At 51.0% G+C, this 22,590-nt stretch carries 19 protein-coding genes, 3 tRNA genes and 1 other annotated feature; of the genes, 10 read left to right on the top strand and 12 right to left on the bottom strand.

The features are described 5' to 3' along the window. Nucleotides 1-48: 48 nt before the first annotated feature. Nucleotides 49-1,314: a DUF4118 domain-containing protein gene (locus DW720_RS01215; RefSeq protein WP_118749169.1), complete on the top strand. Its 1,266-nt coding sequence runs from the start codon at nt 49-51 to the stop codon at nt 1,312-1,314. Between the two features lies 1 nt (nt 1,315). Continuing rightward, complete coding sequence (locus tag DW720_RS01210; protein WP_118523443.1) at nt 1,316-2,026, top strand: response regulator; 711 nt, start codon at nt 1,316-1,318, stop codon at nt 2,024-2,026. Between the two features lie 297 nt (nt 2,027-2,323). Here the strand turns inward: DW720_RS01210 and DW720_RS01205 are convergent, their stop codons facing one another. Together DW720_RS01205 and DW720_RS01195 are read right to left on the bottom strand one after the other, a co-directional pair. Continuing rightward, entirely contained in the window at nt 2,324-3,133 is an 810-nt protein-coding gene (locus DW720_RS01205) for a hypothetical protein (RefSeq protein WP_118523442.1), read from the bottom strand. Between the two features lie 206 nt (nt 3,134-3,339). Next, nucleotides 3,340-4,281: a DMT family transporter gene (locus tag DW720_RS01195; RefSeq protein ID WP_118471582.1), complete on the bottom strand. Its 942-nt coding sequence runs from the start codon at nt 4,279-4,281 to the stop codon at nt 3,340-3,342. A gap of 266 nt (nt 4,282-4,547) precedes the next feature. Between DW720_RS01195 and DW720_RS01190 the strand changes: the two genes are divergently transcribed. The 3 genes from DW720_RS01190 (at nt 4,548) to DW720_RS01180 (ending at nt 6,640) form a co-directional block, all read left to right on the top strand. After that, nucleotides 4,548-5,180, top strand: a complete 633-nt coding sequence (locus tag DW720_RS01190) for a YitT family protein (protein WP_243099681.1) — start codon at nt 4,548-4,550, stop codon at nt 5,178-5,180. A gap of 149 nt (nt 5,181-5,329) precedes the next feature. Then, nucleotides 5,330-5,402 (top strand) — tRNA-Gly (locus DW720_RS01185). 104 nt (nt 5,403-5,506) lie between these two features. After that, nucleotides 5,507-6,640 carry an SLC13 family permease gene (locus tag DW720_RS01180; RefSeq protein WP_182436501.1) on the top strand — a complete coding sequence of 378 codons (1,134 nt, stop codon included), beginning with the start codon at nt 5,507-5,509 and terminating at the stop codon, nt 6,638-6,640. A gap of 183 nt (nt 6,641-6,823) precedes the next feature. Here DW720_RS01180 and DW720_RS01175 read toward each other — a convergent pair. Both DW720_RS01175 and DW720_RS01170 read right to left on the bottom strand, forming a co-directional pair. Beyond that, nucleotides 6,824-6,894, bottom strand: a tRNA-Gly gene (locus DW720_RS01175). A gap of 22 nt (nt 6,895-6,916) precedes the next feature. Then, nucleotides 6,917-6,989 (bottom strand) — tRNA-Phe (locus DW720_RS01170). A gap of 293 nt (nt 6,990-7,282) precedes the next feature. After that, nucleotides 7,283-7,533, top strand: a binding site (T-box leader). Between the two features lie 189 nt (nt 7,534-7,722). On the opposite strand from DW720_RS01170, the gene DW720_RS01165 reads away from it, so the two are divergent. From DW720_RS01165 to DW720_RS01155, 3 genes are all read left to right on the top strand, one after another. After that, entirely contained in the window at nt 7,723-8,769 is a 1,047-nt protein-coding gene (locus DW720_RS01165; RefSeq protein ID WP_118749166.1) for an ABC transporter substrate-binding protein, read from the top strand. Between the two features lie 219 nt (nt 8,770-8,988). Next, nucleotides 8,989-9,909: a branched-chain amino acid ABC transporter permease gene (locus DW720_RS01160; RefSeq protein WP_022358461.1), complete on the top strand. Its 921-nt coding sequence runs from the start codon at nt 8,989-8,991 to the stop codon at nt 9,907-9,909. Continuing rightward, nucleotides 9,903-10,703, top strand: a complete 801-nt coding sequence (locus DW720_RS01155) for an ATP-binding cassette domain-containing protein (RefSeq protein ID WP_022358462.1) — start codon at nt 9,903-9,905, stop codon at nt 10,701-10,703. The genes DW720_RS01160 and DW720_RS01155 overlap by 7 nt, the downstream gene beginning before the upstream one ends. A gap of 92 nt (nt 10,704-10,795) precedes the next feature. On the opposite strand, the gene rsmA is transcribed toward DW720_RS01155, so the two are convergent. From rsmA to metG, 3 genes are read right to left on the bottom strand one after another with little or no spacing between them, the layout of a single operon-like run. Next, on the bottom strand, nt 10,796-11,653 hold the full coding sequence (rsmA, locus tag DW720_RS01150; RefSeq protein WP_118522242.1) for a 16S rRNA (adenine(1518)-N(6)/adenine(1519)-N(6))-dimethyltransferase RsmA: 858 nt from the start codon (nt 11,651-11,653) through the stop codon (nt 10,796-10,798). Nucleotides 11,654-11,691: 38 nt separating this feature from the next. After that, a complete protein-coding gene (locus tag DW720_RS01145; RefSeq protein WP_118749165.1) occupies nt 11,692-12,459 on the bottom strand; it encodes a TatD family hydrolase in 768 nt (255 codons plus the stop codon). A gap of 21 nt (nt 12,460-12,480) precedes the next feature. Next, nucleotides 12,481-14,472 (bottom strand): methionine--tRNA ligase, encoded by a 1,992-nt coding sequence (gene metG, locus DW720_RS01140; protein ID WP_118749164.1) that lies wholly within the window; start codon nt 14,470-14,472, stop codon nt 12,481-12,483. 222 nt (nt 14,473-14,694) lie between these two features. Between metG and DW720_RS01135 the strand changes: the two genes are divergently transcribed. Next, nucleotides 14,695-16,539: a DUF885 domain-containing protein gene (locus DW720_RS01135; RefSeq protein WP_118749163.1), complete on the top strand. Its 1,845-nt coding sequence runs from the start codon at nt 14,695-14,697 to the stop codon at nt 16,537-16,539. Between the two features lie 73 nt (nt 16,540-16,612). Here DW720_RS01135 and DW720_RS01130 read toward each other — a convergent pair whose 3' ends face one another. The 4 genes from DW720_RS01130 to DW720_RS01115 form a co-directional block, all read right to left on the bottom strand. Then, nucleotides 16,613-17,146, bottom strand: a complete 534-nt coding sequence (locus DW720_RS01130) for a GerMN domain-containing protein (protein WP_118749162.1) — start codon at nt 17,144-17,146, stop codon at nt 16,613-16,615. Nucleotides 17,147-17,251: 105 nt separating this feature from the next. Then, entirely contained in the window at nt 17,252-17,698 is a 447-nt protein-coding gene (locus DW720_RS01125; RefSeq protein WP_022358468.1) for a MarR family transcriptional regulator, read from the bottom strand. Nucleotides 17,699-17,801: 103 nt separating this feature from the next. Further along, complete coding sequence (locus DW720_RS01120) at nt 17,802-18,326, bottom strand: spore maturation protein (RefSeq protein WP_118749161.1); 525 nt, start codon at nt 18,324-18,326, stop codon at nt 17,802-17,804. Nucleotides 18,327-18,490: 164 nt separating this feature from the next. Then, nucleotides 18,491-19,132, bottom strand: coding sequence for a nucleoside recognition domain-containing protein (locus tag DW720_RS01115; protein WP_118749160.1), 642 nt, complete (start codon nt 19,130-19,132; stop codon nt 18,491-18,493). 280 nt (nt 19,133-19,412) lie between these two features. On the opposite strand from DW720_RS01115, the gene DW720_RS01110 reads away from it, so the two are divergent. Then, the gene (locus tag DW720_RS01110; protein ID WP_118749159.1) at nt 19,413-21,287 is read left to right on the top strand and encodes an ABC-ATPase domain-containing protein; all 1,875 of its coding nucleotides are present in this window, start codon (nt 19,413-19,415) and stop codon (nt 21,285-21,287) included. A 139-nt stretch (nt 21,288-21,426) separates the two neighbouring features. On the opposite strand, the gene DW720_RS01105 is transcribed toward DW720_RS01110, so the two are convergent. Beyond that, nucleotides 21,427-22,533 (bottom strand): nitronate monooxygenase family protein, encoded by a 1,107-nt coding sequence (locus tag DW720_RS01105; protein WP_118749158.1) that lies wholly within the window; start codon nt 22,531-22,533, stop codon nt 21,427-21,429. Nucleotides 22,534-22,590 lie beyond the last annotated feature (57 nt).

Below are 22,590 nucleotides of genomic sequence, written 5' to 3'. Positions count from 1 at the left end.
ATAGAAACATCCATATGAATTTTTTGAAAGGAGACTTTCTTTATTTAAATGAAACATTCAAGTAAACCTTCTGTTTCTGGAACTTCCAATGAAACTTTCCTGAAAACAGAATCAGCCAGCAGCCTTCAAGGTTCAGCCGAACCCAGCTCTCCGGATACCAGCATTTCCAATGGCAGCGAAACATATCCGCACAAAATTGACGCCTTAAAAAATTGGTTCCGGACCCGCCCGATCGTTGAAAAATTCTGTGCGCTTCCGACATACATACAGAGCTGGGGACTTACCCTGTTTTTCATGGGTACCGCCACGATCATCGCGTTCTGCTTTTTTCATGCGCTCAAAAATCCGACTGCCAACATCGCGCTGACCTACATTCTGGCGGTCTTTTTGGTAGCGCGTTTTACAGACGGATACAGCTTCGGCCTGTTCTCCTCCTTTGTCGGCGTCGTCTGCGTCAATTTTCTGTTCACGTATCCGTATTTCGCGCTGGATTTCACGATGGCCGGCTATCCGATTACCTTCGTGGCAATGTTTTCAATTTCCGGCATTACAAGCGCCATCACAAGCAACATGAAAACGCAGGCACGCGTGCTGGCGGAACGTGAAAAGATGCTGATGGAAGCGGAAAAAGAAAAGATGCGGGCGAACCTGCTGCGGGCAATCTCCCACGACCTCCGCACCCCGCTTACCAGCATCATCGGTTCCAGTACCGTATATCTGGAAAATGGCAGCAGCCTCCCGGAGGTTGAGAAAAATGCACTGGTGCGCCATATTCTTGAGGACTCTAACTGGCTCTTAAACATGGTTGAAAACCTGCTCTCCGTCACGCGTATCAACAATGAGACGGCAAAGGTAACTAAGACCTCGGAACCGGTCGAGGAAGTTCTCTCCGAGGCGGTGATCCGCTTAAAAAAGAGACTTCCAGATGCCAATATCCATGTGCGCGTGCCGGAGGAATTCCTGATGGTCCCGATGGACGCCGTCCTCATCGAACAGGTTCTCATCAACCTGCTGGAAAATGCCGTTGTCCATGCTGAAAGCACCGAGCCGATCGAGTGCTATGTGGAATCACTTTCCGACTATGCGATTTTCCACGTGCGCGATTACGGCGTCGGCATCCCGCCGGAGAAGCTGGCAACCATCTTTGACGGCTCTTCTTCCACGACCAGCACTTCGCCGGATGGACGAAAGGGCATGGGAATCGGACTTTCCATCTGTAAAACGATCATTCTCGCCCACGGCGGCGAAATCAAGGCAATCAACCACACGCGCGGTGCCGAATTTTACTTTACCCTTCCAAAGGAGGACAAATAACATGACACATAAACTTTCTATTTTATTAGTAGAAGATGAAAAAAACATCTGCGACTTCATCTCCACCTCCCTGTCCGCACAGGATTACCGCATTTCCACCGCACACACGGGAAAAGAAGCACTTCCGATCATCACGTCCCAGTGCCCGGATCTGATTCTCCTCGACCTGGGGCTTCCAGACATGGACGGCATGGAGATCATCCGCCAGGTCCGCACCTGGTCCAGCGTCCCGATCATCGTCCTCTCCGCCCGCACGCAGGAACAGGAAAAGGTACGTGCGCTCGACCTCGGCGCGGATGATTATCTGACCAAGCCGATCGGCACCTCCGAGCTTCTCGCGCGCATCCGGACTGCCCTGCGCCACAGCAACCGCCTAAACACGGATTCTCCGCTTTATAAGCGCCCATTCCATGCAAAGGGACTGACGATCGATTTTGAAAAACATCTGGTATCGGTTGATGGAAAGGATGTCCATCTGACGCAGATCGAGTTTAAGATTATCTCCCTGCTGGCACAGAATTCCGGCAGGGTCATGACGTATGATACGATTATTTCGAATATCTGGGGGCCGTATGCGGACGATGATAACAGTATTCTGCGCGTGAATATGGCACATATTCGAAGGAAACTGGAGCAGAATCCAGCGGAACCGCAGTATGTGTTTACGGAGATCGGGATTGGGTATCGGATGATTGAGGATGAGATGCAGTAATAGATAGATTGATGGATTGTCGTGATGCGGAAAGAGGCGTCCGGGAATCTGCGCCGCCTGCGTCTCCAATTATCATTGTTCGCTTGCTTTCGCTACATCTGTTCGTCTGGATCGGACAAAAATGTCCGCCCCAGCCGGACAGCTGGCGTGGGATGCGTACAATCGATAATTGGAACGCTGGCTCTACAGATTCCCGGACGCCACTTTCCTCTTGTTATGTTATGGATCGCTTTTGCCTGCCAGCCTTTGCTTTGCTCGGCTGGCTTTTGATTGTCTATTTTTGTTTTTGTCTGTTTTTTATTCTACTTCGCTTTCAATGACTCCATCGTATAAACCAATTAAGTCTTCATAGCCATCCGTGGATGGAAGTGTCACTACGACCGGCTCGCCCGGGTTCTGGATTTCGGTCTCCATCAGGGTGATGCAGGTCATCGGCTGATCGAGGACTTCCATGTTGTATACGATATAGTTTGTCATATAGATAATATAATCGTTGTCATCCAGCACGTAAGCGCCTTTCATTTCCTGGATGTCCATGTCCAGATTGGCATCGGTGCCGAGTGTGTTCATCACGGTTCCGAGGGCTTCTTTGACGTTCTTGTTTAGCTTCTTTGTATTTGCCTCATATGCCAGCACACGTTTTCCATTAACCTCGTTTAAGGAAATGCCCTTCATATAGCTGGATTCCATATTGCTGGTGTTGACTCCGGTCTGGACGGAGGATATGATCTGCTCTAATGGCATCGGGTATTTCAGTTTGACACCGTTGGCATCTACGTAATAGTATCCGTCCGTATAAAAAACCTGTGAATAGCTGTCCTGTCCCAGAATCGAGGAAGCGACCTGTGCCAGGTACTTGAGATCGGTGGTATCCTGCATATCCATCTCTGCATGCATCGCCATATCAACTTTCATCTGACCGTCCGGAATGACATCCTTTGCAAGTATGACCGAATGGACGCCGCTCTGAATCTCCACGGACTGAATCGTATTGTTCTTCTCCATCACCCGGTCAAATACCTCCGCCGGATTTTCGGCTGCAAATGCGGTTGTTGACATCGTCATAATGGCTGCTGCACTCACAAGTGCGGTTGCTAATTTTTTCATCCCTGTTTCCTCCTGTCTGCTGTCGGGCTTATGTCGTATTTCCCTATATAACTTTCTGCCCTATCTATAACCCATTTTCGAGCTGTATCGGCACCCCAGCTTTTGTTCCTGAAATTCACGTTTCTGGACACGAAAACCACTCCGACTTTATCTTCAGTATATATAATTTGGCATCGCTTGTAAACCATATCGGCGGATACTTTCCCTTACATTTTTATTACATCTGACGGCTCTTTCGATTCCAAAAGTGCCTGCTTTTGAGTATTCTTTCTTTTCCGGTTATTATATACAAACATGAAAATTGCCATCAGGCAGATAATTCCATATCCGAGGAAACTCCAGCCGTCCGGCACCTGCCCGAAGATGAAGAAACCGAGCATCGTCGAGAAGATCAGCTGCGAATAATCGTAGATGGAAATACGGCTCGCCGGGGCATAGCGGTATGCCGCCGTGATCGCAAACTGTCCGCCCGCCGCCGCGCAGCCCGCCAAAAGCAGGATCCCCATCTGCTGCCAGGTCATCGGATGATAGTCAAAAATCAGCCACGGCAGCACAACCACACAGGAAAATACCGAGAAAAACAGCACGATTACCGGTCCCTTTTCTCCTGCCTCTCCCAGTTTCCGTACCATCGTGTACGCCGCGCCCGCGCAGATGCCGCCGAAAAAGCCCAGCAGCGACGGCACAAGTGCCAGATTGGAGAATGTCGGCTTTACCACGAATATACTGCCGAGAAACGCACCGAAGATCAGCGAAAGCTGAATTGGCATAACTTTTTCCTTTAAGATCAGCCAGCTGAACAGCACTGTAAAAAACGGCGACATTTTATTTAGAATCGATGCGTCCGCCAGCACCAGATGATCCACCGCATAAAAGTTACACAGCACTCCCATCGTGCCGAAAATTGACCGCATCAGAAAATACGGCAGATTTTCCCTGCGGATACGAAACGGCTCTCCCGCCCGCAAAAGCAAAACAACCGCTGCCAGCGCCGCCACAAGATTGCGGAAAAAACTCTTCTGCATCGACGGCAGATCGCCCGCCAAATGTACAAACATACTCATCAGCGCAAAACAGAATGCAGACAGCACCAGGCAGGCAATTCCACGGTATTCCTGCTTCCGGATGTCCGGATGATTTTCTACCATGTTTTCATTCCCCTTTCCGTCTTCCTATCTTCCAGTATACGCACATCCCACATTTTTGTCTATGAATCCACCCGGATTTTTTCGTTTTCACATTCCACACGGCTGCTGTTCACGCTCATGGAAACCGTAAATCCACATGTTTTTTGCTTTCTCCCGTTTTGCATCATTTCTGCAGAGAGTTCGCCCATCTTGACACAAATCCGTTTCCATACTAGAATAGAAAAACCTTTATTTATATGTAAATTATTCACAAGGAGCCTGTTATTTTGCTGAAATTATTCCATTCCCTCGATTTAAAACTAAAATCCTGCCTGATTGCACTGTTTGGCAGTGCATTTCTGGCATTTGGGCTGTACCATGTCCATTCCTTTTCCGGTGTCACCGAGGGCGGTGTCTTAGGAATGACGCTTCTGCTTGATCACTGGTTCCATATCTCCCCATCCGTGTCCGGCTTCATCATGAACCTCGCCTGCTACGCGATGGGATGGAAACTTCTGGGGCGGCAGTTCATCGCCTACTCCATTCTTTCCAGCGCCAGCTTCTCCCTGTCTTACCGGATCTGTGAGCAGTTTCCGCCCCTGTGGCCGCAGCTTGCCGATATGCCGCTTGCCGCATCCCTGCTCGGCGCGGTCTTCGTCGGCATCGGTGCCGGGCTCTGCGTGCGGATCGGCGGTGCCCCGGGCGGAGACGATGCGCTTGCGATGAGCCTTTCCCACGTGACGCACATCAAAATCCAGTGGATCTACCTCCTGTCCGATTTTGCTGTACTGGTGCTTTCACTGAGCTACATTCCGTTAAACCGCATGGTATATTCCATCCTCACGGTACTCCTGTCCGGACAGATCATCGGGTTTGTGCAGACCGTGGGAACACATCCAGTGGAAAATATGGAAACTTGATCGTTTTCATACGGTTCTCCCGGTTCCAAAAGCGCCTACCCGTGAACAGTAATGAATTTTCTATATTTTTTGATTTTTTTTAAAAAAACGCTTGCCAAATCAACCGACCTATGATATTATATAACTCGTTGAAGCGATGCTTCAGAAATGCGCGAGTGGCTCAGTTGGTGGAGCGCGACCTTGCCAAGGTCGAGGCCGCGGGTTCGAGTCCCGTCTCGCGCTCTTTTTTATTTTATAGCGGAAACCCTTTCATTTTCATGAGGGTTTCCGCTATTTTCGTTACTGGTCACAGTTACACTTTTTCTTTTTCAAGGGAGTATTTTACCATGATACAAAAAGTAATTTCTTTTCTCAAAAAGGATACTGTTTTAACCATCGCCCTGGCTCTGGCTGTCCTTTCCATGTTTATCATACCACCGTCTGCCGGATACCTGGGATATCTGGATCTGCACACACTGATCCTGCTCTTTGGCCTGATGACAGCAACCACAGGCCTCCAAAACATCGGTTTCTTTCGACAGCTCGGGGAATTACTGCTGCTTCGAATCCATTCACTCAGGCAGCTGGAACAGCTTCTGATTCTTCTGTGTTTCTTTTCCAGCATGCTGATCACCAACGATGTGGCCTTAATTACCTTCGTTCCATTTGCTCTGGAACTACTGCGGATGGTAAACCGCAAAGACCGGATCGTTCCGGTTGTCGTCTGCCAGACACTGGCAGCCAATCTCGGCAGCATGACAACTCCGGTGGGGAATCCCCAGAACCTGTATCTGTATTCCCACTTTGAGCTTTCACTTGATACATTTATCCGGAGCATCGGTCCATTTTCGCTGCTTTCATTGGTTTTGCTGCTGCTCGTCACAATGTTTACACCAAGGGAGACTATCTCACTAGATACAGCTGGTAGAGATACAACCTCCGATGAGACCTTTCCTAAACGCTGCCTTTTCTGCTGTCTGGGAATGTTTTTCCTGTGCCTTTGCACCGTAGCCGGTCTTCTGCCGCTTCCAATCCTGTTTATCTGCATTCTGGCGATTGGCTGTCTGGCAGACCCGAAGATCTTCTGTCAGGTAGATTACTCTCTCATCCTGACTTTTATCGGATTCTTCATCTTCATCGGGAATCTGAAACACATTCCTGCGGTAAGCTCCCTGCTTTCCAGTATGATCACGGGACACGAAGTGATAGTCTCCGTTCTGGCCAGCCAGATAATCAGCAACGTTCCGGCCGCCATCCTGTTGTCCGGATTTACCGAAAAAGGAGTTCCCCTTCTGATCGGAACTAACCTCGGCGGTCTCGGCACCCTGATCGCATCCATGGCGAGTCTTATTTCTTACAAATATATCGTCCGCTCCTGCCCAGAGAAAAAAGGAATCTACTTCCGCTGGTTCACGATTGCAAATGCGGGATTTCTAGCAGTCCTGATGGCGGTATATTTTCTGGTTTTTTATAGCATCTGATAAAAAAGAATGTGCCTTGGCACATTCTCGCGCCGAGCGCGGTCGCTTGCGACATGTTTCTGCTTCGCGCGAGTGCGCATCCTCGCGGAGCGATTTTTGTTTCATAGGACGTAATTTCCTATGAAACAAGAAAGCCCCCAGAGCGGCAACTCTGGAGGCTTTCTTAATTTTAGACAACAAAAAAGCGGGTGATGGGAATCGAACCCACGTATCCAGCTTGGAAGGCTGGTGTTCTACCATTGAACTACACCCGCATGATAAATTATGAAATTGTAATGCCCAGAACCGGAATCGAACCAGTGACACGAGGATTTTCAGTCCTCTGCTCTACCAACTGAGCTATCTGGGCATCCTGAGGAATCCTGTGATTCTCATGTTCGCTTTCGTCTTTTGTTCAGCGACATGTGTTATTATACTAGAGAGTCTTTTAAATGTCAACTGTTTTTTTCTACTTTTCTAAATTTTTTCAAAAACTTTTTCAACTTGCTGTTCCTGCCGCACAGCCAGCGTCCACATCTTCATCTCCAAATTTTCCGTAAACAATGGAAAAACCGACTCTTTTTCATTTTCCTGCATCTTTTTGATTTTGATGGTTGACAAATCCTTTTGGGTGTGTTTATAATGCATGTAACGAAGAACACAGATAAACCGATGAGGAAGAGGAGTATCTGACCTATGTATCGCCACAGAGAGTTCCGGATGGTGGAAACGGAACGCCTTACCGTCAGTGAATGGACTTCCGAGGGCAGCCTTGAACGATTGCTTCAGTAGGGGCTGACGGGACCCCACCCGTTATCCATCGGGGCACGTATGATGGTACGTGTAAGCGAGTGGACATTTTCACGAATGTCAATTTGGGTGGTATCGCAGAAGTTTACGCTTTTGTCCCATGTATGGGGACAGAGGCGTTTTTTAGTTTCTGGAAACATTCTCAGTAAAATCTTTCACCACGGCGCGCGGCGCCAAACCAAAGAGAATCTTCTTTCCAGACACATTCTTTACTCTGCTCCGGCAAGGCAGACTGATACATCTGCCATCCAAAACAAATATCAAAATAAGAATAAAGAATGGAGAAAATGACTATGAAAAAGAATCTGAAAAAATTATTTGCACTTGGATGCACCGCAGCCCTGACACTGACAACCGCAGGATGCTCTTCCAGCACATCCAGCAACGCTTCCGAAGCAGACACCACCGCCGAAACCTCTCAGGAAGCTTCCGCGGACAAAGAAATTTATAATGTAGCGATTGTCAAACAGCTCGACCACGCTTCCCTCGATGAGATTGCAAATGCAGTCGAGGCAGAGTTAGATAAAATCGCCGAGGATAACAATGTAGCCATTTACTACGAACTGTACTCCGGCCAGAATGACCAGACAACCTTAAAGCAGATTGGTGATCAGGCGGTTGCTGACGGTGTTGACGCCATCATCCCGATTGCAACCCTGGCTGCACAGGTAGCGACCGTATCCGCACAGCAGACCCAGACACCGGTTGTCTACGCCGCTGTTTCCGATCCGGAAGCCGCTGAGCTGACCGGCATCGACTATGTAACCGGTACCAGCGATGCGCTGAACACCGAGAAAATCATGGATATGATTTTTGCCGCAAACCCAGATGTTAAAAATGTGGGGCTTTTATATTCCTTATCTGAGGCAAACTCAACCAAACCGATCGCGGATGCAAAGGCATACTTAGATAAAAAAGGCATCTCCTACACCGAGCAGACTGCAAATACCAACGACGAAGTAATTACCGCTGCCTCCTCCCTGGTTGCTGACAAAGTAGACGCTGTCTTCACTCCTACCGACAATGTTATCATGGCAGCTGAGCTGGCTATCTTCAAGGATCTGGCCGATGCAGGCATCCCGCACTATGCCGGCGCTGATTCCTTCGTCCGCAATGGCGCATTTGCCACCTGCGGCGTCAACTACACGGATCTTGGTACACAGACCGCTGACCTTGCTTATCAGGCAATCACCGAAGGCATGGACGGCATGGAAGACTACTACACCGCAGAAGGCGGCATCGTAACCGTAAATACCGAGACTGCAGAAGCCCTGAATATCGACACAGCTGTATTCAAAGATTTTGGCGATATTGTAGAGGTTACAACCACCGAGGACTAACATCCTCATCCGATGGCACTTTGTTTTTCATTTGCCTGAGATTTGTTTCATAACCGATCCACCAATTTTTACATATTATAATGTTTGACTGACTTTCATGTACTCTCAGAGCCGTAAGACAGACCAGACGCCAGCCGCATCCCCCGCTTACCACGCGGCTGGCGCATCTGCCTTATGAACGCTCTGGGAGTACCGATCATTCTACGGAGGTAATTTCCCATGCTTCATATTTTACAAACCGCTCTGGAACTGGGATTTCTGTATGCGCTGGTGCCGATGGCGCTGTTCTTGAGTTTCCGCATACTGGACATCGCGGATATGACGACGGACGGCTGTTTCGTCCTCGGCACAGCGGTATCCGTCACAATGGCTGCGGCAGGGCATCCATTTCTCGCAGTTCCGGCTGCCATGCTTGCAGGCATCTGCGCCGGATTTGTCACCGCATTTCAGCAGACCCGTCTCGGCGTGCCGTCCATTCTCGCCGGTATCATCACCAATATGGGACTCTACACCATCAATCTGATGGTAATGGGCTGGAGTGCCAACGTGAGTCTTTTAAAGACAGAGACCATCTTTTCCCTGCTTCAGAAAACCGGTATCGGGGGTGACTGGTATGAAGCACTTCTGGCAATCTGCGTAACTGTGCTTGCGGGCGCACTGCTCGTCTATTTTCTCGGTACCCGTCTGGGACTCTCCATCCGGGCAACCGGCAACAACATTGACATGGTGCGCGCCTCCTCGATCAACCCGACATTTACCATTACGGTCGGCTTATGCATCGCCAATGCGCTAACCGCACTCTCCGGCGCAATGGTCGGTCAGTACCAGAATACCGCCGATATCAACGGCGGCACGGGTATCGTCGTGATCGGTCTTGCCTGCCTGATCATCGGTGAAACCGTCCTCGGACGCCGCGGCGTGGCAAGAGGTGTCATCGCCACCGTCATCGGTTCGATTATTTACCGTTTTATCTACGCTATCGTCCTGTATACAAAAATCATGCCTGTACAGGGGCTGAAACTGGTCACCGCTGTGATCGTAGCGCTGGCAATCGCATTTCCGACGATCCGGAAATGGGCGGCATTCCAGACACGTAAAAATGCAGCGGCACGCCGGAAGGGAGGACACGGAGCATGTTAAATATTCAGTCGATATCAAAAACCTTTAATCCGGGAACTGTCAACGCCAAACAGGCGCTCTCCGGGCTGTCCCTGCATCTGGATCACGGAGATTTCGTGACAATCATCGGTTCCAACGGCGCCGGAAAATCGACCCTGTTCAATGCGATTGCCGGCAGCTTCTACGTCGATGACGGCTTTATCGAGCTGGACGGCGAGGACATCACCTATATGCCGGAGCACAAGCGCAGCCTGATGGTCGGCCGCCTCTTCCAGGACCCGTTAAAGGGAACGGCGCCGGGCATGACGATCGAAGAAAATCTTGCTCTCGCCTATCTGCGGACTGCAAAGGGGAAATCGCCATTTTCCCGCATTTCCAAGAAAGATAAGGATGCGTTCCGCGAACGCCTCTCCCTCTTAAATATGGGGCTTGAAGACCGGATGACCCAGCCGGTCGGACTTCTCTCCGGCGGTCAGCGCCAGGCGCTCACCCTGCTCATGGCAACCCTCATCACGCCGAAGCTTCTGCTGCTCGATGAGCACACTGCCGCCCTCGATCCGGGAACAGCTGAAAAAGTACTGGAGCTGACGAAAAATATCGTTGCTGAGGAGAAAATTACCTGCCTGATGATCACCCACAATATGAACCAGGCTCTGGAGCTCGGAAACCGCACGCTCATGATGGCAAACGGAAATATCGTGCTCGACGTCGGCGGCGCAGAGCGCGCTTCCATGACTGTCGAGGATCTGATCGCCCGCTTCAAGACCGGCGCAGGCCACGCGCTGGATAATGACCGGATTTTATTGTCGGAATAATTTTAAAAAAGCAAAAAATTCAAAAAGTCCCATCCTTTCAGATTTGAATCTGCATAAGGATGGGACTTTTTTATATTTCTCTTATCCAATTTCTATTTCCCAAGCACATCCGAAAGCGCTGCAAACTGCGCCAGCGTCAGCGTCTCGCCGCGCACGGACGGGGAAAGTCCCAGCGACTCGATTGCGGCTGCGATCTCTTCCTTGCTAAAGGAGAGATCCTGCGCGTTGGAAAGCCCGTTCTGCAGGGTTTTCCGGCGCTGGTTGAAGGACGCGCGGATGAGACGGAACATTAAATCTTTATCCTTTACCTCCACCGGCGGCTTCGCATGGCGGGTCAGACGGATGACCGCTGAGCCGACATTCGGACGCGGAATGAAACAGTTCGGCGGCACATTTGCCACGATGTATGGCTCGGCATAATACTGAACCGCCAGCGACAGCGCGCCGTAATCCTTCGAGCCCGGACCAACCTGCATCCGGTCTGCGACCTCTTTCTGCACCATAACCGTAATATTGTCGATCGGCGCGCCGCTCTCAAACAGCCCCATGATGATCGGGGTCGTGATATAGTACGGCAGGTTCGCCACGACCTTAACCGGACGTCCGCCGCCTTTTTCTTCCGCCATTTTTTTTATGTCAATCTTTAAAATATCTTCATTGATAACAGTTACATTTTCGCAGTCCTGAAGCGTATCTTTTAAGATCGGAATCAGATTTGTGTCGATCTCCACGGCGATGACCTGTCCTGCTGCCTGTGAAAGGCGCTGTGTCATCGTACCGATGCCAGGACCGACTTCCAGGACGGTATCCTCCTTGGTCATGCCCGCCGCTGAGATAATCTTGTCCAGCACGTGCGTATCAATCAGAAAATTCTGACCGAATTTTTTCTGGAAGGCAAAATTGTATTTCTGTATTACTTCGATTGTATTCTTCGGGTTTCCAAGATCCATTCCGAAAATCCTTTCCCGGGTGTCCGGGACACCCCTTTTTACGGTAACCGGTACAGTCTCCGCGCATTCTCTTCAGTCGCACGGACGATCTCTTCCGGTGTACATTTCTTGATTTCTGCCAGCTTTTCCGCCACATATGGCAGGTTCAGTGAGGAGTTGCGTTTGCCGCGGTTGGGAACCGGAGCGAGGTAGGGGCAGTCGGTTTCGAGTACCAGACGGTCAAGCGGCGCCATCTCGGCTACTTCCAGAAGCTTTTTCGCGTTCTTGAAGGTCAGTACGCCGCCGATGCCTAAGTAAAAGCCCATCTTTAAATACTCTGCCGCCATCTCTTTTCCATAAGAGAAGCAATGAATCACACCGCCTATCTCCCCGGAGTGCTCTTCCTTCATGATATCGAGCGTATCCTTCGCCGCGTCGCGGCTGTGGATGATGACTGGAAGTTTTAATTCCCGCGCCAGATTTAACTGGCGGTGGAACCATTTCTTCTGGGTCTCATGATCCGGCTCTTCCCAGTAATAGTCGAGACCGATCTCGCCGATCGCCACGATCTTCCCGGACTGTGCCAGCACACGGAGTTCGGCAAATTTTTCCTCGTCAAGCTCCGCCGTGCTGCTCGGATGGACACCTGCTGCCCCATAGATAAACGGATATTTTTCCGTCAGGGCAATCGTCGTCTTCGTACTTGCCATATCCGCGCCGACATTGACGACCGTGCCGATCCCGCCTGCTGCCAGACCGGAAAGAAGTTCTTCCCGGTCCCCGTCAAACGCCTCATCATCGTAATGAGCGTGTGTATCAAATATCATATAAGTTATATTCCTTTTTTCTTAGCAGATCTCCGCACCCGCCGGCATCTCTTTCTCCGTTGTCATCAGGGACAGCTTTCCGTCTGCATCCTCGGCACACAAAATCATGCCCTCGGAGAGCAGACCTGCCAATTTCGCCGGTTTTAAGTTGGTCACAACCATGACTCTCTTGCCAACCATCTCCTCCGGGGAGTAGGAATGCTTGATGCCGCTGATGATCTGGCGCACTTTGCTTCCGACCTGAACTTGGGAGCAGAGAAGCTTCTTGGACTTCGGAACAGCCTCGCAGGAGAGGATCACGCCAACCTGGAACTGCAGTTTTGCAAAATCATCGTAGGTAATCTCTGCTTTCGGCTCGATATCAATGCCCTCGGCTTTCTCGTCCTCTTCCTTCTCCGGCTCTGCCTTTGCAGCAACTGCCTTCTTCTGCTCTTCCTGGATAACTTTGACTTTCTTCATCACATCGTCGAGTTTCAGGCGGGCAAAGAGAACCTCCGGCTCCTCAGTCACCTTATTTCCGGACGGATAACGGCCAAATTCATCCATCTGTGACAGTTCACGTTTTACGGTATTTAATTCTTTTAAGATCTTCTCCGAGGTCTCCGGCATGAAGGATTCAAGCAGGGACGCACCGATCGTGATAGACTCAACCAGGTTGTAGAGAACCGTCGCAAGACGATCCTGCTTGTCCTCTTCCTTTGCCAGAATCCACGGGGTTGTCTCGTCAATGTATTTGTTGCTGCGGCGGAAAATATTGAAGATCTCGGTGATCGCATCGGCAACGCGCAGCTTATCCATCTTCTCATCGACCTTGCGGACTGCTTCCAGCACTATCTTCTTCAGATCCTCGTCCACCGGCTCCGTCACGCCCTTGTCGGCTACCACGCCGCCAAAGTACTGGTTCGTCATCGATACCGTTCTCTTTACGAGGTTGCCGAGGATATTGGCCAGATCCGAGTTCAGTCTCTCTACCATCAGCTCCCAGGTAATAACGCCATCGTTCTCAAACGGCATCTCATGCAGAACGAAGTAGCGGACTGCATCCACGCCAAAGAAATCAACCAGTGTATCGGCGTAAATCACATTTCCCTTGGATTTACTCATCTTGCCGTCGCCCTGTAACAGCCACGGATGACCAAATACCTGCTTTGGAAGCGGCAGGTCGAGTGCCATCAAAAAGATCGGCCAGTAAATGGTATGGAAACGGATAATGTCCTTACCAATCAGATGCAGGTCTGCCGGCCAGTATTTCTTGAACAGCTCGCCGCTCTCGCCGTCGCAGTCATATCCAAGACCGGTGATATAGTTGGTCAGTGCATCCAGCCATACATATACAACGTGCTTCGGGTCGAAATCAACCGGAATCCCCCATTTAAAGGAAGTACGGGAAACACACAGATCCTGCAGGCCCGGAAGCAGGAAGTTGTTCATCATCTCATTTTTACGGGAAACCGGCTGGATGAACTCCGGGTGCTCATTGATATAATCGATGAGTCTCTGCGCATATTTGCTCATACGGAAGAAATACGCCTCTTCCTTCGCCGGCTGCACCGGGCGTCCGCAGTCCGGGCATTTGCCATCTACGACCTGGGACTGGGTCCAGAAGGACTCGCACGGGGTACAGTAAAGTCCCTCGTAGCAGCTCTTGTAAATATCGCCCTGATCATAAAGCTTCTTGAAAATCTTCTTTACCTGCGCCTCATGATCCTCGTCAGTGGTGCGGATAAATTTGTCGTAGGATGTATTCATCAGATCCCAGATCGTCTTGATCTCACCCGCCACGTTATCGACAAACTGCTTCGGCGTGATGCCAGCCTCATCTGCCTTTAACTCGATCTTCTGACCATGCTCATCGGTGCCCGTCTGGAAACGCACATCGTAGCCCTGCGCCCTCTTGTAGCGCGCAATGCTGTCCGCCAGCACGATCTCATAGGTATTTCCGATATGCGGTTTGCCCGATGTATAGGCAATCGCAGTTGTTATATAGTAAGGTTTCTTACAGTTCTGACACATTTATCATGCCCTCCTTATTAAAATTGCGTTTTAAATTGTGTTCTTCACAAAAAAAGCCTCTAACCGCCCATGGTTTTCCATCTGCGATTAAAGGCAAGCCACCTTCTTTTCTCTGCCTTTTCTTCATATATAAATATATAGATTAAGTCTATCTGTTTTGCATCCCTTTGTCAAGTATGGTATACTTGCAGACATATATATTTGTTTTGGAGGTATTATATTATGCAGAAACGCTTTTCCTTCCCGCCCCTGCCGCGCACAGCGCTCGCGATCGCTGCAGCTGCTGCCCTGGCGCTCTCCGGATGCGCTGGTTCTTCCGGCTCAGGAACCCCCGCCGAATCCTACGCCGCTTCCGGGCAGACTGGTTCTCCTTCCAATGCATCGTCCGATGCTGCCAGCGAACAGGCGCGTTTTGATGCGTTTCTGGCACACCAGTTTCAAGAAAGCGTGCAGGACGATCCGCTCTCCCTTCATTTTCTTGTCCGGAATCCGGAAAATTACGGTATCACCGAACCGGAGATGAAATTTCCAGAATATTCCCTGGAACAGCTTCAAAAGGATTCCGAGGAAAACGCGGCCGTTCTTGAGGAACTTTCTTCCTTCGATACCTCTCTCTTGACCTCCGACCAGCTCTTCACCTACCGGATGATGAAGGACACACTGGAGACGGAAGCCGGCTCGAAGGGACTGGAACTCTACAATCAGCCGTTAAGCGCCCTGATCGGCACGCAGGCGGAACTTCCGACCTTATTAGCCGAATATACATTTTACAACCGTGCCGACATCGACCATTACCTGGCACTGCTTTCGCAGATCGACACATATTACAAGCAGCTCGCAGCGTATGAACAGGCGCAGGCAGACGCCGGTCTCGCACCGTCCGCCGACACCATCGACCGGATTTTAAAATCCTGTAAAAGCTACCTCATCCGCCCGGAAAACAGCCTGCTGACGGAAACATTTGCCTCCCGCTTAAATGCGGTTGAGGGCTTAAGCAATGCAGAAAAGGCGTCCTACAAAGCAAAACATCTGACCATTTTAAAGGAACACTTTATCCCGGCATATACAAACCTCTCTAAAGCACTGGAATCGCTCAAGGGCTCCCATCCGGAGACAGGAGGACTTAGCACCTACGAACACGGCAGGGAGTATTATGCCTATCTTGCGTCGGCGCTGACCGGCACAGATTCTTCGGTCGATGCGCTCAAAACGCGGATTGAGAAGCAGATGCAGGCAGATTTATCCGAAATCCGCGTCCGCTTAAAGGAACATCCGGAACTCATCCGGCAGATGACCGACTCTGCCATCACACTCTCCGATCCGGATGAGATCCTTCAGAATTTACAGGTGCAGATTCAGGATGATTTCCCGGCGCTTACAGATACCTCCTACACGCTCAAATACGTCCCGGAAGCGCTGGAATCTTCCCTGTCCCCGGCGTTTTTCCTCGTACCGCCGATCGATTCCGACGGTTCCAACACCATTTACATCAACGAAAAAGCAAGCACTGAGCAGAACCTCTACACCATGCTGGCGCACGAGGGCTATCCGGGGCATCTCTACCAGTCGGCTTATTTCAATGACCGGGAGCCGGTTCCGGTACGGCGGCTTCTTGCCTGCGGCGGCTACAACGAAGGTTGGGGACTCTACAGCGAACTGTACGCCTACTCCTTCGACAACGGACTGCCGGAAGCGGTCAAACCGCTGATGCGCTGCAGCGAAGCCAGCAGCTACGGGCTGTACGCGCTTCTCGACATCTGCATCCACTATGATGGCTGGGATCTCGCCACAACCACCAGTTATCTGGAAAATTCCTACGGATTTACGGATCCGGAATCCGCGCGCGAGATATACCTGGCAATCATTGATAATCCGGGCAATTACCTGAAATACTATACCGGCTATCTGGAAATCCTGACCATGCGCCAGGAAGCCGAGGAGGTACTTGGAAACAAATTCAACGCCAAGAGCTTCCACCAGTTCATCCTGAACATGGACGGCGCTTCCTTCCGGGTCATCAAACCGTATTTTCAAACATGGCTGATGACGGAGAAATTACACGTATAAGAGAAAAAGAGCGGAGTCTCCCTGTATGCATCCGCATACTTCAGAGATCCCGCTCTTTTCGCATTTTCATGCTTTAATTTACTTTCTTGTAATTCTTCTCAAAGCTCATCGGACCGTCGCCGATCTTCTCGCCTGCTACGCTCAACTCCAGCGTCTTTGCCTCGTAGTTCTGGATAAATGTATTGGCAATCGCCATGACAACCAGCTTGTCAGAGGACTCCTTTAAGGAGGAGAGATCCAGCGTCAGGGCACCGTCCTTCTGCTCAAATTTATCCACGGTGATTCCCTCTTCAATGACGCCCATCTCTGCCATCTTATCAAGCAGTTCCTGTGCATCCAGCTCATCGCCGTCAATGCCATCCATATTCTGTTTTAAGCCGCTCTTATCAGATTTTACAGAATATACGCAAACGGTTACCGTCGGATCTGCATCCGTTACCACCATGCTTTCTTTCTCAGCCACGCCGTCTACAGTCTCCTGCTGCGCCGCACCTGCCGGGGCAGTTCCATGTTCGCTGGTCTCTCCTGTATTTCTTGCCGTCGGCGCACATGCGCCCAGAACAGCTGCCATCATAAGACCAGCTGCCATTACCATAAATTTCTTCATAATGTACCTCCTTGTATTCTCCTCGCAGCAGTTGCTTCACGGTTTTCGCAACCGTTTTTGTCTTTCACACCTGTTTCCATCCAGTGCAGACTACATCCATTCTTTTTACCGCTGCCCATCTTTACTCCTAAACCACTGATTCAGCTTCATCAGCGCCTTTACTAACGTCTGCATCTCATCTTCCGACAGATCGCTTGTCAGGCTCTCGATCATCTCCCGGTGGAACCGGGCGTGATGCCCATACGCTTTTCTGCCCCGCTCTGAAAGAGAAATATATACGACCCGCCGATCCTCGAGTCCCCGGCTTCGTTCCACATAGCCCTTTTTGACCAGGCTGTTCATGGCAATCGTGAGCGTTCCCACCGTAACGGACAGTTCTCTGGCAATCGATGACATATTTTTCGGTTCACCAATCCCGATCGCTTCGATCACATGCATATCGTTATTCGTGATGTCTTTAAACTCCGGCGTAATGATTACCTTCTGTTCTATGTCCATCACATCGCGGAACAGCGTCACCAGAAGCTCATTCAGCGTCTCATAATTTCCCACAGTTTTCCCTCTCATCCTTGGTTTCAGCGCGCAAAACGGCAATTTACCCTACCGATTATACAATATTCTGTGCGGCAAGACAACTAGCAAATTTCTTACATCTTCATACCATAGCACTACATAAGATACTCGCCACAAGCCCCGCGAACGTTGCAATCAGCGCCCCCGCAAGCGTCCATCGCGTCTTTGAGATCCGCACGGTCAGATAGTAGACACTCATCGTATAAAAAACCGTCTCCGTGCAGCTCTCAAGAACCGACACCATCATGCCAAGCCGCGAATCGGGTCCATACGTTTTAAAAATATCTAAGAGCAGCCCCGTCGCCGCCGAACTGGACACCAGACGCACCAGAAGCAGCGGAACCACCTGTGCCGGTATATGCAGAAATGCCGCCGGTCCCGCCAGCACCCCGGAGAGGAAATCGAGAAAACCGGAGGTCCGAAGCACGCCGACCGCCGCCATCAGTCCCACCAGCGTCGGCAGGATTCCAGCCACCGTTTTAAGCCCCGCAAGCGCCCCTTCGATAAAATCATCAAAAACCGGGCGTTTCTGAAGCACCGCAAACCCAACGATATAAAACAAAACAACCGGAACCAGGTATTCAGAGAGGTAATTGATGCAGCGCATTTGACGGCTCCCGTGTCTATACTTGTTTTATATGTATGGTTTGGATCCGCGTTCTATGATAACGGATCTGTTTCCAGAGTCCCCTATTTTAACAAGGGCATTATAGGGGATAAATTTGTTTTTTGTGTGAAATTTTCCCCCTACATGACGCCAAATTGCGTTTTCTATTTCCAGCCATCCTTTTTTATTGATTTATATTGCTTTCTCCTGCACATTACGTGGCACACCGCCACTCCTGCCAGAGTGCTGATACAGGTCGCCAGGAACGCCGGACCGGTCACTGCCAGCGGGTGCGCCGATCCGTACTGGCTCCGGTAGGCGATCATATTGATAGGAATGAGCTGCAGCGATGAAATATTTACGACCAGAAACGTACACATTTCATCGCTCGCCGTTCCCTGTGTGACCGCCGCCGGATCCCCCGCCGCTCTCCGTTCCTCCTCCAGTTCTTCCAGCTCCTTCATCGCCGTAAGCCCCGCCGGGGTCGCCGCCCAGCCAAGCCCCAGCATATTGGCAATCATATTGGCGGCCATCGAAGAAAGCGCCGGATGACCCGCTGGAATGCGTGGAAAGAGGAAATGAAGCACCGGCCGCATCCCCGCCGACAACTGCTCAATCAGTCCCGCCCGCCGTCCGATCTCCAAAATTCCCGTCCAGAACGCCATCACCCCCAGCATCGTGATTCCCAGCGAGACTGCATCCCCCGCCGCTGCAAGCATTCCCTCCGTCACCGCCCCCAGCGTCCCATGCACCGCCGCCCAGCCAAGCCCCGTAAGCATCATAAACGCCCAGAGTGCATTTAACATGCATCTACCTCCCTACTGTCATATGGTACGCTCAGAACATTTTATACTCAGACAAGTATAAAAAGACGCCAAATATACACCATCATAAATAGATACAATTATATCGTTTCTTTTCGTCCATTCTGCTTGCATTTCAGAATTTGGATCTTTAAAATAAGAACTATCATCTACTTCACATGACAGACATTCTTTGAAAAAGGCCATTTTATATGGATTCTCCTGCCAAAAACCGTGAAGACATTGAAATATGATTTAATATTATGAAAACGAGGTATTCAGAATGAAACAATCCGCAGATTTAAAGCGTCTCCTCACCTCCATCGATCACAAAAGCTATCCGGCTTACAAGGACGTGCGCGGTGCTTATGATTTTAATACGTATATTTTATCCATCGACCATGTACAGGGTGACCCGTTTGCGTCCCCTTCCAAGGTCAGTATCCAGGTCCGCCACGCGAAAGCCGGATTTCCGGCAGAGCTCTTTGATACACCGTGGAAAAAAACAGCGCTTGAAGATTACCTGCTCCGCTGTTTTTCCCGTGAAATCGGTCGTCTTTCTTTCAAGGCAAAAGGTTCTGGAAAAAGTGGTCTGATCGCCACCAGCCGCCCCGGTCAGGAGGTTCTCTCCCGGACCGCCTGCGAGATCGGGAGAAATGAGATTACAGCCCGTTTTGAGGTTGGTTTCCCGGCATTCGGGCGCACCATCAACTCAGGTGAACTGATCCGGATTTTCTTTGATTTTCTTCCAGGCTGTGTCGAAAACGTCTTTTTCTACCGCCGCCAGAACAACGCCGAAATCAAAAAACGCATCACGCTGGCAGACGACCAGCAATTTATCCGCAATGAGCTGAAACGTTTAGATCTCGTCTCCTTCGTCGCAGACGGCTCAATCCTGCCGCGTGAAACCGGCGTCTCCGACCGTCCGATGAAGGGCAGTGTTGCGTTCCATTCCCCGGATTCCTTAAGAATCACTCTGAATCTGCCGGGACACGGTCCGATCTCCGGCATGGCAATCCACCGCGGTATCACCCTGATCGTAGGCGGCGGCTACCACGGCAAATCCACACTGCTAAAAGCGCTGGAATCCGGCGTCTACAACCATATTCCGGGGGATGGACGTGAATATGTCATCACCGATGAAACCGCAGTCAAGCTGCGCGCCGAGGATGGACGCAGCATCAACCACGTTGATATTTCCCTCTTTATCCGGGATCTGCCGAACAAAAAAGACACCACCTGCTTTTCCACCGCCGATGCCAGCGGCAGTACCTCCCAAGCGGCAGCCGTGATCGAAAGCATTGAAGCGGGAACCCGCGCTTTCCTGATCGATGAGGACACCTCCGCTACCAACTTCATGCTGCGGGACGACCTGATGCAGCGCATCGTCAGCCGCGATAAAGAGCCGATCACCCCGTTCATCGAACGCGCCCGCGATCTCTACAAGCAGGCAGGCATCTCCACCGTCCTCGTAGCCGGAAGCTCCGGCGCCTACTTCTTCATCGCAGACACTATTATCCAGATGGATGCATACCGCCCGTTTGATATCACGGAGATGGTAAAAAATGCCTGCGAACAGGAGGCTTCCAAACCCGCCATCCAGGCGCCTGGGTTCAAGCTCCCGACAGCTGGACGGAAGCTGGCGGCTGGCGGAACAGGACGGGCTGTGGGCGCGATGGCGCTGAATTTTGGCGACAGCCGCGCAGAAGCTGGAGGTGAATCTCAGGAAAAGGGCGAAAACAGCGGTCGTTCTGGACGGTTTGGCAATCGCGGCGGCAGCGCCTCCGATGCAGGACGCTTTGAACGCGGTCGCGGAGGACGCCGCGAAGCTGACCGAAATTCCGACCGGAACACGCGTATCAAAGTCCGTGTCCACGACAAACACTCTTTCCAGGTTGCCAAAGAGCCGGTCGATCTGCGCTTCGTCGAACAGCTTGCCGACAGCGAGCAGACCGCCGCACTCGCCCAGATGCTGCGCTACTGCCTGGAAAAAGGGCTTCTGGAGCGCTGCACCGTACAGGAAACGGTTGCCACACTCTTAAAAGCCTATGAAGCAGACGGGCTCTCTGTGTTCAGCGATGCTTCATATGCCGCCATAGGACTGGCAATGCCGCGCGTGCAGGAGATTTATGCTTGTTTAAATCGTTTTAGGGGATGATTTTTAAGATAAATATAAAAAGAGGGCTGCATTTTGCAAACCCTCTTTTTATATTTTTGCATTTTATATCAAACTATTTGCAAGTTTCATCTTGGCTTATCCCTGAACTCTGCCAAAATCTATGGTGCCAAAATCTATCCTACCCTTCGCACAGCGCCCGCATCACGCCCTCAACCGTCTCGATTTTCTCTGCTCTCCACGCGTTTCCGCCGCAGAAAATCAGAGCATGATCCTCATCACCGCGGGCGGCATTGACGAGTGCCTGCGTGATGCAGTATGGGATCTTCACCGGATCACAGTGTTCCAGACACTGGTAACAGTGTGTCACTGCCTGTCTTCCTTTTTCCAGTTCTTTTAAGAACGCATTCTTGATCGCACGTCCCGGCATGCCGACCGGACTTTTGACAATCACGATGTCCTCTTCCTTCGCATCCAGATATGCCTGCTTATATGCCATCGGTGCATCGCATTCCTCGGTTGTCACAAAACGGGTTGCCACCTGCACGCCGTCCGCGCCAAGCTCCATCTGGTGCATCACATCCGCATGGTCGTAGATGCCGCCAGCCGTCACAACCGGAATCGATTTGCCATATTTCTGCGCGTATTTTTTAACCAGCGCGATAATTCCCCGCACTTCCTCGTCATATTCCGCCTGATGGAATGTCTCGGCTGCGTGCGGCGTGTCTACCTCCAGCTCGGTCAGCTTCTCACGGTCAAATCCCAGATGTCCGCCCGCCAACGGTCCCTCAACGACCACCAGATCCGGTGCGGTCTGGTACTTGCGGTCCCACATCCGGCAGATGACCGTCGCCGCCTTAACGGAGGAAACGATCGGCGCAATCTTCGTCGCCGTCCCTTTCACATACTCCGGCAGGGAAACAGGAAGTCCTGCGCCCGATATGATCAGGTCAGCGCCCGCCTTGACCGCCGTTTTAACGTACTCCGCATAGTTTTTCGTTGCCACCATGATATTAAAGCCCACGATGCCGCCCTTCGCGATCGCGCGCGCCTTCTGTAACTCTGAACCGATCGCGCGCAGGTTTGCCTCCTGCGGATGTTCGGCAAAATCCGGCTCCCGGAAACCGATCTGGGCAGTGGAAATAATGCCGATGCCGCCAGCCCCCGCCACGGCTCCTGCCAGCGAGGACAGGCTGATGCCAACCCCCATACCGCCCTGGATGATCGGAAGCTTCGCCGTCAGATCACCAATTTTCAGCGGTTTTAACTGTGATAAAATTGTACTCATACGATCTCCTATATTCACAAAGGGGACCGCCGCGCGGCAACCCCCTTTCAATATCTA

Origin of the sequence: Clostridium sp. AM27-28 (assembly GCF_003480955.1) — a bacterium.
GTDB lineage: Bacteria > Bacillota > Clostridia > Lachnospirales > Lachnospiraceae > Otoolea > Otoolea fessa.
This window is presented reverse-complemented; position numbering and strand designations above follow the sequence as displayed.

Bases quoted from the DNA above. Each gene is read 5' to 3' on its own strand.
- DW720_RS01215 (WP_118749169.1), top strand. From the start codon at position 49: ATGAAACATTCAAGTAAACCTTCTGTTTCTGGAACTTCCAATGAAACT.
- DW720_RS01210 (WP_118523443.1), top strand. From the start codon at position 1,316: ATGACACATAAACTTTCTATTTTATTAGTAGAAGATGAAAAAAACATC.
- DW720_RS01205 (WP_118523442.1), bottom strand. From the start codon at position 3,133: ATGAAAAAATTAGCAACCGCACTTGTGAGTGCAGCAGCCATTATGACG.
- DW720_RS01195 (WP_118471582.1), bottom strand. From the start codon at position 4,281: ATGGTAGAAAATCATCCGGACATCCGGAAGCAGGAATACCGTGGAATT.
- DW720_RS01180 (WP_182436501.1), top strand. From the start codon at position 5,507: ATGATACAAAAAGTAATTTCTTTTCTCAAAAAGGATACTGTTTTAACC.
- DW720_RS01165 (WP_118749166.1), top strand. From the start codon at position 7,723: ATGAAAAAGAATCTGAAAAAATTATTTGCACTTGGATGCACCGCAGCC.
- DW720_RS01160 (WP_022358461.1), top strand. From the start codon at position 8,989: ATGCTTCATATTTTACAAACCGCTCTGGAACTGGGATTTCTGTATGCG.
- DW720_RS01155 (WP_022358462.1), top strand. From the start codon at position 9,903: ATGTTAAATATTCAGTCGATATCAAAAACCTTTAATCCGGGAACTGTC.
- rsmA (WP_118522242.1), bottom strand. From the start codon at position 11,653: ATGGATCTTGGAAACCCGAAGAATACAATCGAAGTAATACAGAAATAC.
- DW720_RS01145 (WP_118749165.1), bottom strand. From the start codon at position 12,459: ATGATATTTGATACACACGCTCATTACGATGATGAGGCGTTTGACGGG.
- metG (WP_118749164.1), bottom strand. From the start codon at position 14,472: ATGTGTCAGAACTGTAAGAAACCTTACTATATAACAACTGCGATTGCC.
- DW720_RS01135 (WP_118749163.1), top strand. From the start codon at position 14,695: ATGCAGAAACGCTTTTCCTTCCCGCCCCTGCCGCGCACAGCGCTCGCG.
- DW720_RS01130 (WP_118749162.1), bottom strand. From the start codon at position 17,146: ATGAAGAAATTTATGGTAATGGCAGCTGGTCTTATGATGGCAGCTGTT.
- DW720_RS01120 (WP_118749161.1), bottom strand. From the start codon at position 18,326: ATGCGCTGCATCAATTACCTCTCTGAATACCTGGTTCCGGTTGTTTTG.
- DW720_RS01115 (WP_118749160.1), bottom strand. From the start codon at position 19,132: ATGTTAAATGCACTCTGGGCGTTTATGATGCTTACGGGGCTTGGCTGG.
- DW720_RS01110 (WP_118749159.1), top strand. From the start codon at position 19,413: ATGAAACAATCCGCAGATTTAAAGCGTCTCCTCACCTCCATCGATCAC.
- DW720_RS01105 (WP_118749158.1), bottom strand. From the start codon at position 22,533: ATGAGTACAATTTTATCACAGTTAAAACCGCTGAAAATTGGTGATCTG.